The 16,160-nt window shown below is 29.5% G+C and carries 13 protein-coding genes; 12 read left to right on the forward strand and 1 reads right to left on the reverse strand.

The window, feature by feature from the left end:
* Positions 1-90: 90 nt before the first annotated feature.
* Both I4V51_RS07080 and I4V51_RS07085 read left to right on the forward strand, forming a co-directional pair.
* Positions 91-1,194 (forward strand): BMP family ABC transporter substrate-binding protein, encoded by a 1,104-nt coding sequence (locus I4V51_RS07080; protein ID WP_195987625.1) that lies wholly within the window; start codon positions 91-93, stop codon positions 1,192-1,194.
* A 219-nt stretch (positions 1,195-1,413) separates the two neighbouring features.
* Positions 1,414-2,415, forward strand: coding sequence for a TDT family transporter (locus I4V51_RS07085; protein WP_207745914.1), 1,002 nt, complete (start codon positions 1,414-1,416; stop codon positions 2,413-2,415).
* Between the two features lie 78 nt (positions 2,416-2,493).
* Here the strand turns inward: I4V51_RS07085 and I4V51_RS07090 are convergent, their stop codons facing one another.
* Complete coding sequence (locus I4V51_RS07090) at positions 2,494-2,994, reverse strand: QueT transporter family protein (RefSeq protein ID WP_195987626.1); 501 nt, start codon at positions 2,992-2,994, stop codon at positions 2,494-2,496.
* 448 nt (positions 2,995-3,442) lie between these two features.
* Between I4V51_RS07090 and I4V51_RS07095 the strand changes: the two genes are divergently transcribed.
* The 10 genes from I4V51_RS07095 (at position 3,443) to I4V51_RS07140 (ending at position 16,158) form a co-directional block, all read left to right on the forward strand.
* Positions 3,443-3,673, forward strand: a complete 231-nt coding sequence (locus I4V51_RS07095; protein ID WP_195987675.1) for a hypothetical protein — start codon at positions 3,443-3,445, stop codon at positions 3,671-3,673.
* Between the two features lie 97 nt (positions 3,674-3,770).
* Positions 3,771-4,391: a hypothetical protein gene (locus I4V51_RS07100; RefSeq protein ID WP_195987627.1), complete on the forward strand. Its 621-nt coding sequence runs from the start codon at positions 3,771-3,773 to the stop codon at positions 4,389-4,391.
* Positions 4,392-4,589: 198 nt separating this feature from the next.
* Positions 4,590-5,009: a hypothetical protein gene (locus I4V51_RS07105; RefSeq protein WP_195987628.1), complete on the forward strand. Its 420-nt coding sequence runs from the start codon at positions 4,590-4,592 to the stop codon at positions 5,007-5,009.
* A 200-nt stretch (positions 5,010-5,209) separates the two neighbouring features.
* Positions 5,210-5,815, forward strand: coding sequence for a Holliday junction branch migration protein RuvA (gene ruvA / locus I4V51_RS07110; protein ID WP_195987629.1), 606 nt, complete (start codon positions 5,210-5,212; stop codon positions 5,813-5,815).
* Positions 5,816-5,827: 12 nt separating this feature from the next.
* Entirely contained in the window at positions 5,828-6,859 is a 1,032-nt protein-coding gene (ruvB, locus tag I4V51_RS07115) for a Holliday junction branch migration DNA helicase RuvB (protein WP_195987630.1), read from the forward strand.
* A gap of 9 nt (positions 6,860-6,868) precedes the next feature.
* Positions 6,869-7,894 carry a tRNA preQ1(34) S-adenosylmethionine ribosyltransferase-isomerase QueA gene (queA, locus tag I4V51_RS07120; RefSeq protein ID WP_195987631.1) on the forward strand — a complete coding sequence of 342 codons (1,026 nt, stop codon included), beginning with the start codon at positions 6,869-6,871 and terminating at the stop codon, positions 7,892-7,894.
* 30 nt (positions 7,895-7,924) lie between these two features.
* Positions 7,925-9,064: a tRNA guanosine(34) transglycosylase Tgt gene (tgt, locus tag I4V51_RS07125; protein WP_195987632.1), complete on the forward strand. Its 1,140-nt coding sequence runs from the start codon at positions 7,925-7,927 to the stop codon at positions 9,062-9,064.
* Between the two features lie 154 nt (positions 9,065-9,218).
* Positions 9,219-9,494, forward strand: coding sequence for a preprotein translocase subunit YajC (gene yajC, locus I4V51_RS07130; protein WP_195987633.1), 276 nt, complete (start codon positions 9,219-9,221; stop codon positions 9,492-9,494).
* 54 nt (positions 9,495-9,548) lie between these two features.
* Entirely contained in the window at positions 9,549-9,926 is a 378-nt protein-coding gene (locus tag I4V51_RS07135; protein WP_195987634.1) for a TIGR04086 family membrane protein, read from the forward strand.
* Between the two features lie 301 nt (positions 9,927-10,227).
* On the forward strand, positions 10,228-16,158 hold the full coding sequence (locus tag I4V51_RS07140; protein WP_195987635.1) for an alpha-amylase family glycosyl hydrolase: 5,931 nt from the start codon (positions 10,228-10,230) through the stop codon (positions 16,156-16,158).
* The last annotated feature ends 2 nt before the right edge of the window (positions 16,159-16,160 follow it).

Genomic DNA, 16,160 nt, shown 5'->3' on the forward strand with positions numbered 1-16,160 from the left:
GTTTAAGACATATTAATTTCACTTAAAGTTAATGTAATTTTTATGGTTTTCATTATTTGAAGTCAATATTCAATATAGGAGGAAATAATAATGAAAAAAAAATCAATTGCATTAGTACTTTCTGCATTAATGCTAACTAGTTTAGTCGGGTGTGGAAATAGTACAAGCACTGCTTCAAGTGGTGGTAATGAAATAACTGTGGGAATGATTACAAATTCTGATAGTATTGATGACAAATCATTTAATCAAAGTACATGGGAAGGAATAAAAGAAGCAGAAAAAGACTTTAATATTAATGTTAAGTATTTAAAGCCAGCAGGTACTACTGAATCAGATTATTTAACAGAAATAGCTAACTTAGTAGACGGTGATTTTAATACTATTGTAACTCCAGGATATAAATTTGAAACAGCAATAATGAAGGCACAAAATCAATATCCAAATACTAAATTTGTGCTTATTGATGGTACCCCAAACAACGGGCAAGAAGGAAATGGTTTTGAAAGTAAGGTTGGAGAAAATACTGTATCTATATACTTTGCAGAAGAGCAAGCAGGATTTTTAGCAGGCGTTGCTACAGCTTTAGAGTTAAAGAGTGGTGAATTAGGATTCATTGGAGGGATGGAAATACCATCAGTACAAAGATTCAATTGGGGATTCCAACAAGGAGTTACTTATGCTAATGAAAATTTAGGAACAAGTATGAATATAAGTTCAGAAAATGTAGTTTATGAAGGGTCATTTGAAAATGTTGCAGCTGGACAACAAATTGCAGCTCAAATGTATGGAAGAGGAGTAAAAGCAATATTTACGGCAGCGGCAAGTGTTGGTGTAGGAGCTATTAATGAAGCTAAAACAAGACGTATGAATGGTGAAGATGTATGGATTATAGGTGTTGATGTTGATCAATATTCAGATGGTATATATGATGAGAAAAATAATAAATCAGCTATTTTAACTTCTGCAACTAAAAAGCTTAATCAAGTTTCTTATGATATGATCAAAGCAGCAGTAGATGGTAATTTCCCAGGAGGAGAAACTTTAACATTTGATGCTTCAAATGATGGAGTTGGTATTCCAGAAGAAAATCCAAATTTAAGTGAAGAAACAGTTAATAAAGTTAATGAAGTTTTAGAAATGATTAAAAATGGAGATATAATTATAAGTAATGAACAAGGTTCTTTAATAAAATAGTTTATTAAATACCTTCATATAATATATATAATGTAGATAGATAAAGCTGAAGATAATTCAGTTTTATCTATCTTTTTTATTAGATTTATTTATGAAGTTTTCAATTAGAAAATACTTATATAAATTTTAAAAAGTGAGGAATACTAGTATAGAATTGTTGAAATTTCAAACTGAAACGAAGGTGATTTTATAAAAAGATATTTAGCAAAGTTAAAAAACTTGCATATTGGAATAAGTGGAACATGTTTGGCCTTTATAACACTTAGTAATTGTTGGATAATAAAAGATATTAAATATTTAAAACCTTTATCAATAATATTAGCTATAATAATGCTTATATTAATGCTATTAAGGTTGATTCTATATCCAAAGGTTATGTATAAAGAGTTAAGAGATCCTGTTATGGGAACTTTCTATCCTACAATGGGAATGGTTACTTGGTTGGTTGCATCATATTTTTATCCGCATTTACCAATCCTATGCAGTATATTATGGTTAGCAGCTGTTATTTATCATTATTTTATAGTGGTTTTTTATACAGTTATTAGAGCGAAGGAATGGAATTTTAATAATATAATGCCAACGTGCTTTATTGTATATACAGGTATGATAACTGGAAGTGTTGCAAGTAAAGGAATGATAGGATTTTATATACCAGAAATTGCACATTTTATGCTTATGTTTGGATTTATATTTTATACTGTATTATTACCTATTGTTCTATATATAGTATTTAAAAGTGAGATTTTAGATGATCATAAATTACCTACAGTAGGAATAGTTTGTTCTCCAGCACCACTTGGAGTAGTTGGAATATTAAGTATACAATCTAATCCTAATATATATATGCTAATATGGTTAATAGTAACTGGATTAATTTTATTAGTTGTTGTTTACAGTTATATAATTAAATTATTTAAAGAAGGATTTAAACCAGCATATGCATCTTTTACTTTCCCATTAGCAATAGCTACTTTAGCAGCTTATGATTTGTCTATATATTTTATAAATGGTGGATATACTGTATTAGGAAATATATTTGAGTTATTAGGAGATATAGAAATATTTATTGCCACATATGTTGTATTATTTATATTATTAAACTTTATTAATATGTTTATTAAAGCAATAAATCCTAAGCTTGGAGAAGAATTAGAGGAAGAAGAAGAAATAATAAAAGGTTCTATTTGTCCAGAAGATGATGATAATAATGCAATTTAAAATTATATAACAAATGGATTTATATCATAAATCCATTTATTATATAAAAAAAGGACAACCTAATGTTGTCCTGAATAATTATTTAAATGTCATTGCATTTTTTAATCTAGAGCCTGCTAATAGGAATAAAGGAACTCCTATGCAAGTAATTACAACTAATTCTCCTAATGCAACTTGTCCCATAGATAAAACTAGTGGTAAACCATATAACATATTTAGCATCCAACCAATTATAAGACCATTAAATATTGTAGGCCAAATAGATGCTATTAGAAGCTTAGCTTTATAATTTTTTACTATCTTACCAGTTAAATAAATAGCATAAACACTAATGAAAGTTGCTAGTGTTCCTAATATTACATCTAGAGGACCATTAGGACCTAATAAATTAGCAATTAAACATCCAAGTGTTAATCCACCTATGTATAATGGATCAAAAACAGCTAGTAAAACTAAAACTTCAGAAATTCTAAATTGAACTCCCATGTAAGATAAGGGGGCAATTGCAACAGTTACAACTGCATAGATAGCTGCAATGATTGCAGTTCTAGTAAGTCTTTTAGTTAAATCATTTTTCATTTTGAAAAACCTCCTAATAAGAATTATTAGGAACCTAAGGCTGATAATAGTTAGGACCTAGTAGTTATAATTTAGTAGTTTTATGGATGAAATCTATTGATATAAATTTAAAATTAAATCTACTGAAATAATTACTAATTCTTAGCTATTATTTTAAGTATAAACTTTTACCTAGTTTTGTTTAAAGACAGGAGGTTCCCGAACTGTCTATATTACAAACATAAATTATACGCAATAATATAGTATAAATCAAGAGGAAGAAATTTATAATAAAATAAAAAACAAATAATTTTTATTTTTTTGTGGTTAACTATTAATATTAATCATAATATAGTAAGAGAATTTCATTTTTAGCTTATTAGATTGAAAATAAAATAATATATAGATGGAGTTAAAAAAGTTAATATTTAATATAGAAGAGGTTTTATTGTATAAAGGGGGAGTTTTTGTGGAATTTTTAAATGATGAATTAAAAGAAAAATTCGAAAGTCATAAAAATAAGATACAAGAGAATATTGATATGGGAAAAAATATGGGAGTAAATAAAATTAGTGCAATCCTTGCCATGGATGATGAAAGTGAAGAAATTCAAAGACAATTAGTAAGCTGGTTATTATTAGAAGGATATAGAATATCTCTTAAAAAAGAGGATTATAGTATATTAACGATTGAATGGTAAAAGCTCAATGTGAGCTTTTATTTTTTTGTAAAAATTTTTTAAAAGTATGAATATCATTTGTAAAGCTGTCAAGAATTATAGCTAAGGAGTGATGTTTATGAATAGTAAATTTAAAAATAATGAAGATAAATATATAAATAAGAAATTAGCAATAATTTCAGGCGTAATTGTTTTTGCTATTGTAGGTTGTTTTTTTGCTACCTATTTTATAACTGATAGATTAACCAATCCTAAATACGTTAAGAATAATGGTGAAGAAGAAAAAACAGTATACAACAACACTAAGGCTTTAGATGATAATATGGTTCTTATTTTAATGAATGAAGGGGTTGTTGAAAAAGAACAAAGTATTTCTGAATTTAAAAAAGAAAATTTTATTACAAGTGAAATTAGCCAACAGTTTATTGTGAATTTTTTCGAAGCAAATGGATATAGTCTAGAAGAATTACAAGATGAAAAGGTAGTTTTTAATAAGGATGGAGCAACTAGTGTATTGCAACCTAATAAATATTATATAGGTGAAAAAGATGGCTACTTTGCAATTTATAAAACAGATGCAGATGGAAAACTAACAATTGAAAATGAAGATGATGTATATAGAAATAGTAGACCTATTAGTTTTTTAAAAGGTGAAGATTTAGATGAAATAAAAAAAATGAAAAATTGTTATGATACAAAAGATGAAGCAATTGAAAAGTTGACTGCGTATATTTCATAATGCTTATCCCATATAATCACTTTTTAAAGTGGTTTTTTAAATATACCCTTAAATTATATATATTTTTATATGAAGAGATTATAAATAGAATTTGGTTTTTATTTATAATCTCTTTCATTATAGGAAAATAGATGCTTGTATAACATTCTACATAAGAGGAGAAAATATTAATGAAAGCAACTAAGGAGGCGAAGATATATGAGTATTATGCCAAATTTTGAATATTTATTAGTTATGCCTAGTGGAAACATAAAAGGTTTTAATGATGAAGAAACAGCAAAAGCATATATTAATAACTACTATTATTTCAGGACAAGAAATAATGATGTAGTTGGCGCATATGAAGACTTAACAGAAGATTTTGATGATATCGCTGATGTAATTTGCTATAAAATAGGAGTTGAAGAAGGAAAATGTAGGCTATATAACACAAGAGAAATAATAGAAAAGATACAAGGTGAATTTATTTTTCAAGATGAAAAGGAAGATTTGATTTCAAAGCTATTATACAAGCCTAATGAAATAAATACCTTTGATTATGCAATAGATAATATATTTACTAATGCAGATTCTATTGATATTATGGAGCCTTATGGAGATCCAATTACAGGTCAATAACAGTGTAAAGAGAAAAGAGTTATGCTATTTATATATTATAGGAATAGCATAACTCTTTATTGTTGAAAAATTTAAGTTTAAATGATAAAGTATAAGGTAGACTAAAGAAGTAATTGTGTTGATATACAGTTTGAAATATAAAACTTAATTAGGAAAGCACAAATATAATCTAATTATTAATTAGATTAAGGGGGATGAAAATGTACGAATATATTAAGGGAAAATATATTGGAATTAATAAGGATTATGTTATTATAGAGAATAATGGGATAGGATATAAGATTTTTACTTCAGGAGCAACAATGGCAGAAATGCCTAAGGTATCTGAAGAAGTACAATTATACCTAGAACAAATAGTAAGAGAAGACTTTATTGGATTATATGGATTTAAAGATAGAGAAGAATTAGAAATGTTTAAACTTCTTATCTCAATAAGTGGAGTAGGTGCAAAGGCAGCTTTATCCTTATTATCAATAAGTAGAATAAACAATTTAAAATATGCAATAATTATGGAAGATGATAAACATCTTTGCAGGGCACCTGGAATTGGTAAGAAAACTGCAGGAAGAATAATATTAGAACTTAAAGATAAGATTAAAACAGATGAAGTTTCTGAAGGCGTTGATATTCAACAAGGGTTTGAAGATATGGCACCAAGTAATGCAAATGCAATAGGTGAAGCGCTTGGAGCATTATTAGCACTTGGATATTCAGAAAAGGAAGCAGAAAGTGCCTTAAAGAAAGTAAATAGAGAAGAATCTGTAGAAAATATTATTAAGGAATGTTTAAGAGTATTAATGGGATAGAGGTGATAGATTTTGGAGAGAATTATCACACCAGATGAAATTCTGGAGGATGGAAATAATGAATTAAGTTTAAGACCTCAAAAGATTAATGAATATATAGGTCAAGATAAAGTTAAGGAAAGACTTAATATTTTCATTACGGCAGCTAAAAGAAGAAATGAAGCATTAGATCATGTATTGTTATATGGACCACCAGGATTAGGTAAAACTACATTAGCAAATATAATTGCAAAAGAAATGGGTGGAGATTTAAAGATTACTTCAGGTCCAGCAATAGAAAGAGCTGGTGATTTGGCTGCAATATTAACAACATTAAAAGATAATGATGTTTTATTTATTGATGAAATTCATAGATTAAATAGAAGTGTTGAAGAAATATTATACCCAGCAATGGAGGATTATGCTTTAGATATAGTTATAGGAAAAGGAGCAGCAGCTAAATCTATTAGATTAGATTTGCCACACTTTACTTTAATTGGAGCTACAACTAGAATTGGTATGCTAACTTCCCCATTAAGGGATAGGTTTGGTGTTCTTTGTGATATGGTATATTATACAGAAGAGCAATTAAAGGAAATAATTGTACGATCTGCTTTTGTACTAGGATGCAATATAACTGAAGAAGGAGCATATGAAATTGCGAGACGTTCTAGAGGGACACCAAGAATTGCTAATAGACTATTAAAGAGAGTTAGAGACTATGCTGAAGTATATTCAGATTCTTTGATTAGTTATAAAGAAGCAAAGGCAGCGCTTGAACTTTTAGAAGTAGATGCTCAAGGTTTTGATAGGGTTGATAATAAAATATTAGAAGCTATTATTGATAACTTTAACGGGGGACCTGTAGGTATTGAAACATTATCTTATTTTATTGGTGAAGAACTAGGAACGATAGAAGATGTTTACGAACCTTATCTTCTTCAAAAAGGATTTATTGTTAGAACCGCTAGAGGAAGGACAGCTACAGATAAGGCATATAGTCATTTAGGAAGAGAAAGAGGTAAAAAAGTTGCAAAAAGACAAACAAGTTTTTTTGAAAGTTAGGAGATATATATGAAAACAAGTGATTTTGATTTTTACTTACCAGAGGAGCTTATAGCTCAACATCCATTAGAGAAGCGAGATTATTCTAGATTAATGGTTTTAGATAAGGCTACTGGAGAAATAGAACATAAGCATTTTTACGATGTTATAGAATATTTAAATTCAGGAGATACATTAGTTTTAAATAATACTAGAGTAATGCCTGCTAGACTTATAGGAGAAAAGTCAGAAAGTGGAGGGAAAATTGAGTTTTTACTTCTAAAAAGAATAGAAGGAGATAAGTGGGAGTGTTTAGCTAAGCCGGGAAAAAGAGCTAAGATAGGAACTGAATTTACTTTTGGAGAAGGTAAATTAAAGTGTACGGTTGTAGATATTGTTGAAGAAGGAAATAGAATAATAGAATTTTCTTATGAAGGAATATTTGAACAAGTTTTAGATGAACTTGGAGAAATGCCGCTTCCACCATACATAACAGAAAGACTAGATGATAGAGAAAGATATCAAACAGTTTACTCTAAGGAACAAGGTTCTGCAGCAGCTCCAACAGCTGGATTACACTTTACAAAAGAGCTTTTAGAAAAAGTAAAAGAAAAAGGTGTAAATATTGCGTATGTTACATTGCATGTAGGGCTTGGAACATTTAGACCTGTTAAAGTAGATGATGTAAATGAGCATGTTATGCATTCAGAGTTTTATCATTTAGAAGAAGAGGATGCAAAAATAATTAATGAAACCAAAAAAAGAGGAAATAAGATTATATCTGTTGGAACAACTTCTACAAGAACTTTAGAAACAATTGGTGATGAAAATGGTTTTGTTAAGGCACAAAGTGGTTGGACTAATATATTTATTTATCCAGGATATGAGTTTAAAGTAGTTGATAAACTTATAACTAACTTCCATTTACCAGAATCAACATTAATAATGTTAGTTTCTGCTTTAGCAGGAAAAGAAAAAGTAATGAATGCTTATAATGAAGCTGTAAAAGAAAGATATAGATTCTTCTCTTTTGGAGATTCAATGATAATAAAATAATAAAAACATAAGTTAAAAGGACGTGAAGTTTTGAGTAAAAGATATACGCTGTTAAAAAAAGACGGTAAAGCAAGAAGAGGTAGATTTGAAACACCTCATGGAACTATTGAAACACCAGTATTTATGAATGTTGGAACTTTAGCTGCGATTAAAGGTGGAGTTTCTTCAATGGATTTAAAAGAAATAGGATGTCAGGTTGAGCTTTCAAATACATATCATTTACATTTAAGACCATCTGATAGAGTAGTTGCTAAAATGGGCGGATTACATAAGTTTATGAATTGGGATAGACCTATATTAACTGATTCAGGTGGATTCCAAGTATTCTCACTATCATCTATGAGAAAAATAAAAGAAGAAGGAGTTTATTTTAACTCACATATAGATGGTAAGAAAATATTCATGGGACCAGAAGAATCAATGCAAATTCAAAGTAATTTAGCATCAACTATAGCAATGGCTTTTGATGAATGTATACCGAATCCATCAACTAGAGAATATGTAATAAATTCAGTTGCAAGAACAAATAGATGGTTAGATAGATGCATAGCTGAAATGAATAGATTAAATTCATTACCAGATACAATAAATAAAGAACAAATGCTTTTTGGTATTAACCAAGGTGGATGTTATGAAGATATAAGAATTGAACATGCTAAGCATTTAGCAACACTAGATATGGATGGATATGCTATTGGTGGTTTAGCAGTTGGAGAAACTCATGAAGAAATGTATAGAATTATTGATGCAGTTGTTCCACATCTACCAGAAGATAAGCCAATATACTTAATGGGAGTTGGTACTCCAGAAAATATAATAGAAGCCGTAGATAGAGGGGTTGACTTCTTTGATTGTGTTCTTCCAGCTAGAAATGGTAGACATGGTCATGTATTTACAGGTCAGGGTAAAATAAACTTAATGAATGCTAAGTTTGAATTAGATGAAAGACCAATAGATGAAGGCTGTCAATGTCCTGCATGTAAAAATTATACAAGAAGTTACATAAGACACTTATTTAAAGCAAAAGAAATGCTTGCTTTAAGACTATGTGTATTACATAATCTTTACTTCTATAATAAGTTAATGGAAGACATAAGAACTGCTATTGATAATGGAACTTATAGTGAGTTTAAAGAGCAAAAGCTTAGAGAATGGAATATAAAAAAATAAAGTTATAAAAACAGTTTTATGAATAATTTATTAAGTTTAGCATATAGAGTATTCATAGAATTGACATATAATTTTAAATAAAGTATAGTATTTAATGCATAGTAAAAATTACAATGTATTATTTTTTACATAAATGAGAAGGGAAGGGATTTTAATGCCACAATTATTAGCTACATTATTACCTTTAGTTGCGATGTTCGCAATTATGTATTTCTTATTAATTTTACCAGAAAAGAAAAGAACTAAGAAATATAATTCAATGTTATCAGAGTTAAAAGTAAATGACGAAGTTTTAACTAGAGGTGGAATCATTGGAAAAATCATAACAATTGAAGAAGACCAAATGGTTATCCAATCAGGTCCAGATAGAGTTAGATTTAGAGTAACTAAAAACTCAATAGCTCAAAAATTAAATAAAGACGTTGCATAATAAAGAATATTACCCCCTTTTACTTCATAGAATGAAGTAAAAGGGGGTATTCTTATGGAGTGGAAAGATTATTTTAACAATGTTCTAAAGGGAGTTGTTGGAGCAGTTGCAGTAACTACTATATTAACTGCCATCTATTCATTAATTATGAACTTTGTAGATTTTAGCTCTGGTATAGATAGCGCTATTAATGTTACGTTAACAAGTATTAGTTTAATATTTGGAACAATATTAGCAGCAAAACTATATGGGAGAAAAGGATGGTTAGTAGGACTTTCAGTTGGTGTATTATTTTACATAGCTTTATATGCAATAGGAGTTTTATTCGGAGCAGAGGCTACTTTAGGGCTATATGATTTGATTAAATTTTCACTTTGTGCTTTAGTTGGTATTCTTTCAGGAATGCTAGGAATTAATTTAGGAAGAGACTAAAAAGAGGTTGTATAAAACATAACTATGAATATAATAAATATATTCATAATAGTTTTATACAATCTTTTTATGTTTAACTAATAATTATACTATAAAAGGAATAGATAATAAATAGAATAAAGAAAAATTTGTAACAAACTACAAAAAATAAAAAAATATAGAAAAAGTTATCGTAATGATTTACAATAATAATGTAAAGTGAATTTAGAAATAGACTAATTAACAATTAAATGGTAACGGTTTCTGAAAGTTGAAATAGTATATTAGACTATTTTTAAATTGAAAATTGGGAGGAGATTTTATGAAGAAAAATGGAGTTTTAAAGTACAAATGGCAAGTATCAATAATGACATTAGTATTCTTTTGTCTAAGTATGGTACCGTTTCCTAACAATGCTATTAGTGTTTTGGCAGAAACTGTACTAAGAAGTCCTGTAATTAATAGTGATGGAACAGTTACGTTTAATTATCAAGGGAATGGAACAGAAGATGCTGTTAAAGTAAAGGGAGAGTTTAGTGGTTGGAATACAATTGATATGGCTAAAGGAGAAAATAATATTTGGACAACCACTGTAGAAGGAATATCAGGAATAAATGAATATGGAATTGTAACATGGTCTCCAGACACAACAGAGCAAGCTTTAGGAGATTGGAAGGGTGATCCGTTAAACACATATAAAAAAGGTAATAACCCAGCTGTGGTAGTTAATCCACAATTAAGTAATGGGAAGGTTACATTATATTACTTAGGCAATGGAACAGAGACTAGAGTAGCTGTTAAAGGTTCATTTGATAAGGATTGGGGTGTTTTACATGAAATGACTAATGAAAGTAACTCAAATATTTGGTCAGTAACTATGGATATAGCACCAGGTAATTATCAATATGGTATAGTAACATGGTCTCCAGATACTGTAGATCAAGAATGGGGAGATTGGAAAGGCGATCCTATAAATCCAAATCATGAGAAAGAGGGAGATTTTACTTCTAATGCAATACTTACAGTTAAAGGTGAGTCAGTATTAAAAAGTCCGCAAATTAATGATGATGGTACTGTAACGTTTAGAGCTGAATATGAAGGTGACGATTTATATTTAATAGGTTCAATGGTTGAGTGGAATACATCAAAAGAAATAAAAATGGAAAAGAATTCAGATGGAATTTTTTCTACAACAATTAAGTTAGAACCTGGAACTTACGAATATAAATTTAAACCTAATCCAGGAGATAATTGGGATGGAGCATTTATAGATCAATTAAATACTGAAGTAGCAAATGGAAATTCAGTTGTTATTGTGCCAAAAGGTCAAGAAAAGAAAGTTGTAAAGGTTAGATTCATTAAAGACGATGAAACTAAATACGAAAACTGGGGATTTTGGACATGGTATCCTGGTGAAGGTGGAAAATTTGTTGAATTTGATTATGTAGATAAAGAAGGGGCATATTCTTTATTAGAATTGCCTTTAGGTGTAACTTCAGGTGAACTTGGAATTATAGTTAAACAAGGACAAGATTGGAGTAATAAAGCAACTGGAGATTTAAAATATGAAATTTCAGAATTAAATAATGATAATAATGAAATTGTTGTAACTTATGGCGAAAAAGAAAAGCCAAAAAGTATTGAACAAAGAGCATTTATAAAAGAATACCAAAAACTTACTGTAAATATTCATTATAAAAGAAATAAAAAAGATTATGATAACTGGAATTTATGGACATGGTTAGAGGCGGTAGAAGGAGCAGAAGGAGAAAAAGTAGAGTTTGCTTCAGAAGATAGTTACGGAAAAGTAGCAACTAAAGTATATGAAAATCTAGTTAATTATAATAAGGTAGGTTTCATTGTTAAGAGAACAGAGGGTGACAATGAATGGGCTGAAAAAGATGTAGATAGTAATAGATTTATTGATTTAAGACATGTATCTAATGATGGAACATTAGATATATATGTAGCTCAAGGTAAAGAAACATTTAGTTATCATTCACCAGTAGCTTCCAAGGAGATAACTGATTTAGATGGACAGGTTAATGGGGATATGTTATACCATAATACTTGGGACAGTCTTTACAAATATCCATTTGGAGCAGTTGAAGAAGGAACAGATGTAACAGTTAGAATGCATGCTCAAAAGGGTGATTTACAATATGCTAGAGTATTAGTTAGAAATACAAATACTAATAGATCAGATCTTTACAATATGGAAAAAGTGTCGACTATAACAGTAGATGAAGAAGAAGTTGATATATGGGAAGCAACATTTACTCCAGATGAAATAGGAGTTTATGGATATAAATTTATTGCTGGAGATGGGGATACAGCAAAATATTACGTTGAAGATGGTTATGAGGGTAAAACAGGAACTGTTGGAGATAAGAATGGATTATTTTTCCAATTAACAGTTTATGATAAGGATTACCAAACTCCTGATTGGATGAAAGAAGCAGTTGTATATCAAATATTCCCAGATAGATTTAATAATGGTGATACTTCTAATGATGATACAAAGACAAATGCAAGAGGAGAAGAACCTATTGAAGTACCAGAATCATGGAATTCGCTTCCTGATAATCCTAGATTAGGTGAGAAGAATATGGCTGATATTGATGGTGCATATTCTGGAGATGGAATATGGTCAAATGATTTCTTTGGTGGAGATATTAAGGGAATTCAAGAAAAATTAGATTATTTACAAGGATTAGGTGTTAATACATTATACTTAAATCCAATTTCTATGGCAGCATCAAATCACAAATATGATGCAACAGATTATAAATCTTTAGACCCTATGTTTGGAACTGAAGAAGAGTTTAAGTCATTTACTAAGGAATTAAAGAGTAGAGGAATGCACTTAATTGTTGATGGTGTATTTAATCATGTTGGTGATGATTCAATTTATTTTGATAGATATGGTAAATATGATACTGTTGGTGCTTATGAATATTGGGAATATGTATATGATACGATGAATAATGAAGGTTTAACAGAAGAAGATGCTATGACTAAAGCAGAGGATTATTTTGTTAAATCTGGACAAAGATTTAGTAAAGAAAAGTGGCACTTATGGTTTAATATTAAAAACTCTAAAGTTGATGTTGGAACAACAAATGAAAGATATGATTATCAAGGCTGGTGGGGATATGATTCATTACCAGAATTCAAATCATTAACTAAAGATGAGGCTATTGAATTAGGTTTAGCAAGTGAAAGTGATGAGTTTGTTAATAAATCTAGTGAATGGAATAATAAAGAATTAGTTGATTATATCTATAAAGATGAAGATTCAGTAGCTAAACAATGGGTTGATTGGGGAGCAGATGGATGGAGACTAGATGTTGCTAATGAGGTTGATACTGTTTTCTGGAATGACTTTAGAGAAGTTATGAAGGAACATAATGAAGACACACTTATTTTAGGTGAAATATGGGATGATGCTTCAAAATACTTTGTTGGTGATCAATATGATTCTGTAATGAACTATAGAATTAGAGCGGCTTTAATTGATTATTTAAAAAATGGTAATGCTACTAGATTAAATGATACATTAATGGCTGTTTACGAGGATTATCCAGAAGAAGCGTTTTACGCATTAATGAATTTAATGGGATCACATGATGTTGCAAGAGCTATATATGTACTAGGTGGTGGAGTGGATTCAGATGAAAGAGCTGAGTTTAGCAATTATGATAAAGCTTTAGGAAAACAAAGATTAAAGCTTGCAGCTTTATTTGAATTTGGATATGCAGGAGCACCTACTATTTATTATGGAGATGAAGCCGGTGTTACAGGTTCTAAGGATCCAGATTGTAGAAGAACTTATCCATGGGGAAGTGAAGACGAATCATTAGTAAGCTTCTATGAGGCTATTGGATCAGTTAGAGAAAATAATAAAGAGTTATTCTCTTATGGAGATTTAAAAACTTTATATACTGGAAATGAAGGGGTGTATGTTTATGGAAGAAGCTATGAAGATTCACATGCAATAGTTGCTATTAATCCTACAAATACTGATGCAAAAGTAACTATAGATTTAAAAGAGTTTACTGGAAATGGAACAAAATTTGTTGATGGATTAGATTCTTCATATAAACTAACAGTAAAAGATGGAAAGGCAGAAATTACTATTCCTGCAATGACAGGAAGAATGATGACAAGTACTAATGTTATAAAGCTACCAGATTCAGTTACTAAGGTTACAGGTACAGAAGGTAATGGAGAAGTAACTTTAAAATGGGATGCTGTAAAAGATGCTAAGGAATATAAAATTTATTCTTCAAGTTTTAAAGGTAGTTTACAAACAGAAGTAAAGACAGTAAAAAATACTGAAGTTACAATTGATGGACTAGTAAATGGTAATAGATTATATTTTGCAGTAAGTGTAATAGATAAGGATGGAAATGGATCAGTGTTAACTTGGAGTGATGAATTAACTCCACATTCAAAGATTACATGGATTGGAAATCTAAGTGATGTAAAAGCCGATAAAGTTGATATTTCAACACCGATAAATATTAATGCTGAAGTTTCTATAGAGAATATTTCTAATGAGGAAGGTGCTTCATCAGGTTTAGTAGGAAGATTATTAGTTAAGTATCCAGGAGATAAGGAGTTTACAGTAGTTAAAGCAAATTACTCTGGTGAGGCTGGAGATAATGATATGTTTACTGCTTCATTTATAGCGAATAAGCCTGGAAAATATGAATATAAATATGAATTTACTACAAAAGGAAATTATGGATTTAATGATGAAAATTCAATAAGCTCTACAGAAGTTAAAGTTTTTGAATTATCATTAGTTGAAGATGGAATTCCAGCAGATGCAATAGAACTTAAAACTCCAGAGGAGCAATCAGGAGAAGTTAATTTAAATTGGAGTGTTGTTGGAAACGATAATATTGCTTTATATGAGATTGTAAGAAATGGAGTTGTTATTGCAAGAGTTCAAGATGGCTCTATAGTATCTTATAAGGATACAGATGTTAGAAATAAAACAGAATATAAATATGAAGTAATAGCATATACAAATGGAGGAAAATCTGTTAAATCAAATGAGGTTACTGTTACTCCTGATTTAGTAATGGTAGAAGTAACATTTAAATTACATGCGCCTTCATATACTCCTCTTGATGCTACTATAACTATGCCAGGAGCAATGAATGGATGGGATGTTAATTCATGGGAAATGAGTAGAAATGGGGCTGTTACTGCTGACTGGACTTATACTATTTCAGTTTTAGAAGGTGAAACAATAGAGTATAAGTATGTTAAAGGTGGAGAATGGAATCAAGAAGCATTAATGAATTACTCAAATCCAAAAGCCGCAAATCAAAGTAAGTATGGGTGTACAACTGGTGAAGGTGGAAATGAGAAAATAACTGTTGTAAATCAAGGCGATGGGAAAATGTTAGTTGAAAATGAAGTAGTTAGATGGAAGGATATGCCTGTAGTAGTATTAGATCCTTCAAATGGAAGCTATACTAAAAATGACAGCATTACTGTTAAAGGTAATTCAATGTTAGATCCTAACTTAACAATAAATGGTGAAGCTGTTGCTGTTGATGAAAATGGTAACTTTGCACATGAAGTAAAATTAAATGTTGGTAAAAATAATATAGCAATTCATATTGAACCAACTGAAGAAAATAAAAATAATCCTGATATATTTAACAATAATGCAGAAGCTATAGGTTTTGCAACTAAGGATTTAGAGTTAGAAATTACTAGGTTAGGAGAAGGGGAAGAAATTCCAGAACCAGTAATTAATGTAGAGGATAAGATTATTAAATTAGGTGATACTTTTAATCCTTTGGATGGTGTAACAGCAACTGATTCTTTAGGTAATGATATTACTGAAAAATTAGAAATTGTAGAGAATACTGTTGATACATCAAAAGAAGGGGCATATAAAGTTATATATAAAGTTGTTGATGATAATGGTAGAGAAACATCTAAGGAAATAAAGGTAACTGTAACAAAGGATGAAGAAGTTGAAGTGCCAGGCGATGAAGATACTTCTGATAAGCCAGGAGTTGATATAAAGCCAGATGGTGGAAATCAAAATAATAATAATAATAATAATAATAATAATAATAATAATAATAATAATAATAATAATAATAAACCAGGGAATATACCTCAAACAGGAGGAACAAATACAATTTATTATGTAATTATTGCATTAGTATTAGTTGCTGGAGGATCATATTTTATATTAAAAGGTAAGAAGAAATTAAAATAATA

The organism is Clostridium sp. D53t1_180928_C8, from assembly GCF_015667795.1.
Classification (GTDB): domain Bacteria; phylum Bacillota; class Clostridia; order Clostridiales; family Clostridiaceae; genus Clostridium.

Bases quoted from the DNA above. Each gene is read 5' to 3' on its own strand.
- I4V51_RS07080 (WP_195987625.1), top strand. From the start codon at position 91: ATGAAAAAAAAATCAATTGCATTAGTACTTTCTGCATTAATGCTAACT.
- I4V51_RS07090 (WP_195987626.1), bottom strand. From the start codon at position 2,994: ATGAAAAATGATTTAACTAAAAGACTTACTAGAACTGCAATCATTGCA.
- I4V51_RS07100 (WP_195987627.1), top strand. From the start codon at position 3,771: ATGAATAGTAAATTTAAAAATAATGAAGATAAATATATAAATAAGAAA.
- I4V51_RS07105 (WP_195987628.1), top strand. From the start codon at position 4,590: ATGAGTATTATGCCAAATTTTGAATATTTATTAGTTATGCCTAGTGGA.
- ruvA (WP_195987629.1), top strand. From the start codon at position 5,210: ATGTACGAATATATTAAGGGAAAATATATTGGAATTAATAAGGATTAT.
- queA (WP_195987631.1), top strand. From the start codon at position 6,869: ATGAAAACAAGTGATTTTGATTTTTACTTACCAGAGGAGCTTATAGCT.
- yajC (WP_195987633.1), top strand. From the start codon at position 9,219: ATGCCACAATTATTAGCTACATTATTACCTTTAGTTGCGATGTTCGCA.
- I4V51_RS07135 (WP_195987634.1), top strand. From the start codon at position 9,549: ATGGAGTGGAAAGATTATTTTAACAATGTTCTAAAGGGAGTTGTTGGA.
- I4V51_RS07140 (WP_195987635.1), top strand. From the start codon at position 10,228: ATGAAGAAAAATGGAGTTTTAAAGTACAAATGGCAAGTATCAATAATG.